The 2,451-nt window shown below is 55.5% G+C and carries 3 protein-coding genes; all 3 read left to right on the forward strand.

Annotated features, from left to right (window positions below; genetic code table 11):
• The coding region (locus AAAC48_RS15735; RefSeq protein WP_340655077.1) for a GMC family oxidoreductase at positions 1-282 on the forward strand (282 nt) is incomplete at its 5' end.
• A gap of 99 nt (positions 283-381) precedes the next feature.
• A complete protein-coding gene (locus AAAC48_RS15740) occupies positions 382-1,359 on the forward strand; it encodes a DUF2971 domain-containing protein (RefSeq protein ID WP_340655078.1) in 978 nt (325 codons plus the stop codon).
• 143 nt (positions 1,360-1,502) lie between these two features.
• A partial coding sequence (locus AAAC48_RS15745) for a calcium-binding protein (protein WP_340655079.1) occupies positions 1,503-2,451 on the forward strand: 949 nt, incomplete at its 3' end.

The raw sequence follows: 2,451 nt of genomic DNA on the forward strand, positions 1-2,451 counted from the left end.
GAGTTCGAGGCGTCGGGTCTGGGGCGTGTCGATCTGGAGCAGGCGGACACAGGGCGCCCGCTGCAAATCATCGGTTGCAACCATCACATGGGAACGACCCGCATGCACACCGATCCGCGCCTCGGCGTGGTCGACCAAAACTGCAAGGTGCACGGCATGCACAACCTGCACATCGCCGGCAGTTCGGTATTCCCGACCTGCGGCAATGACATGCCGACCCTGACAATTGTCGCCCTCGCTCTGCGTCTTGCCGACCACGTCAAGGACCAGTATGGGTCTTAATCTCCAGCAATTTTTCTCCATACTGGTCTTTGTTGGCGGGATTGTTATCTATTGTCATGCACGTTGGATGCGGCAAGGCTCAAGCACTAGGAATACTTTATGGAAGAGTGGGATCCGGCGATCGTCAAGTTGTTCAGCATTTTCATGCCAACTACTTTTGAGAGACGATTTGCCATCAAAGCCTATTCGCGCTTCGTTTATTACACGACCGCAGAAGATTTCTTTCGTATTCTCGACAGAGAAGAGGTCCTGTTTCGGAGCCCTCGATGCATGAACGACCATCGGGAAATTGAAAATGGCATCATGCAGCTGCAGCAGTGGAACAATGATACGGAAAGCAGCGGCTCTTTGGTCCGTGCCCTTGAAGCGTGCATGCCCGGCGTGTGGAAAGAAGGTCTGAAAAAATATCACCACTGGCTCCCGAACTTGCGGGCCCAATCCTATGTCCTGTCCGTGTCCGAACACGATCCGGACGAGAACGAAACCGGCAGATTGTCACTGTGGCGTGCCTTTGATAAGGGCGCAACGGGGGTTGCTGTCGTCGTGAGCGTTGCCCCATTCATGCAGATGACGGATGCCTTGAAGGCCTATCCCAGTCCCGTGGCATACTGGACCCGTCGGCAACTCTATGAGGAGTTCGACGTGGTAGCCCACCGCGTAGCGGCCAACAAGGATTTCCTGTCGAAGTTGAACAAGGCCGCATTGACCGAAATGGTATTCCTGATGCTGCTCTTTGCAGCGACATGCTCGAAACATCCTGGATTTCAACAGGAGCGTGAATGGCGCGTTCTGACCAATCCCCTGCTTTGGCCTTCGACCCGCTTCACCGCGCATCAGGATGTTATCGCCGGCATTCCGCAAACCGTCTACAGATTGCCGTTGAAGAACAGCCCCAACGAAAAACTGACCGGGATAGAGTTGCCTGAATTGATCGACCGCGTAATCATCGGACCATCGTCCCATGCCGGCCCGATTCGGGACGCGATCGTGGCACAACTCGCAGAAAGAAACGTTGCGGATCCTGGCTCAAAGGTTATCATGTCGGGAATACCCGTACGCGCAACTGGAATAGGTTGATTGGGCAATATTGTTTGTGATTTTGAAGTATTATTTAAATATATATAAACAGGATAACTAAGAACCAGAGCCATTGATAACAAAGATGGTTTGTCTATACTTCGCCCAGACAAACATCGGGGAGGATCAAAACTGTGACAAGAATGGTGGGTTCAATCGCGAACGACACTCTACTGGGGACGGAACAAACCGACCGCATCTGGGGCCTTCCAGGCAATGACTATATAGACGGTAGCGGCAGCAACGACCTTATCGACGCCGGGGCCGGCAATGACGTTTTGAAGAGCACGAGCGGCTATGACCGCCTCATCGGTGCCGACGGCGACGACCATGTGACGCTTGTCGGCACAGGCGGCGCGGTGACAGGCGGCGACGGCGCGGACACGCTGGTCGTCGATCTCTCGACATTGAGCTCCCCGGTCACGTTCAACGGCGTCAACGGCCACGGCTTCATCGGTCACCAGACGGCGATCGAAGACCAGATCTTCTTGCGCGACATTGAGCACCTGGAACTAACAGCCGGGAGCGGCGATGACCGCGTTCTCGGAACTGTCAATGACGACGGTATCCACGGCCTGGCAGGCAATGATAACCTCGACGGTGGCGGCGGTAACGACTTCGTTTACGGCGGCGATGGCGATGACGTTCTGACGAGCACGAGTGGTTTTGATCGTCTGGACGGAGGCAGCGGCGACGACCATGTGACGCTTGTCGGCACAGGCGGCGCGGTGACTGGCGGTGACGGATTCGACACACTTGTCATCGATCTCTCGACTGTCAGCGACGCCGTCACGGTCAATGCGGACCATGGCCACGCATTCTTCGGCGATCCTTCGGACGTCACCAATCATGTCTATTTCAGTGATATTGAACGGCTGGAGCTGACAACCGGAAATGGCAACGACACGCTCTGGGGCAGTGCGCAGTCAGATTACCTTAACGGCGGTGCAGGCAACGATACACTCAACGGTCACTTGGGTGCGGATACGCTGGTCGGCGGCGCGGGAGCGGACACGTTCGAGTGGTATGAATTTGCCGCACGTTCTGACAACAGCATCGACCACATCGTCGACTTTAACACCGACGATGGTG

The organism is Phyllobacterium sp. (assembly GCF_037994405.1).
Classification (GTDB): Bacteria; Pseudomonadota; Alphaproteobacteria; order Rhizobiales; family Rhizobiaceae; genus Phyllobacterium.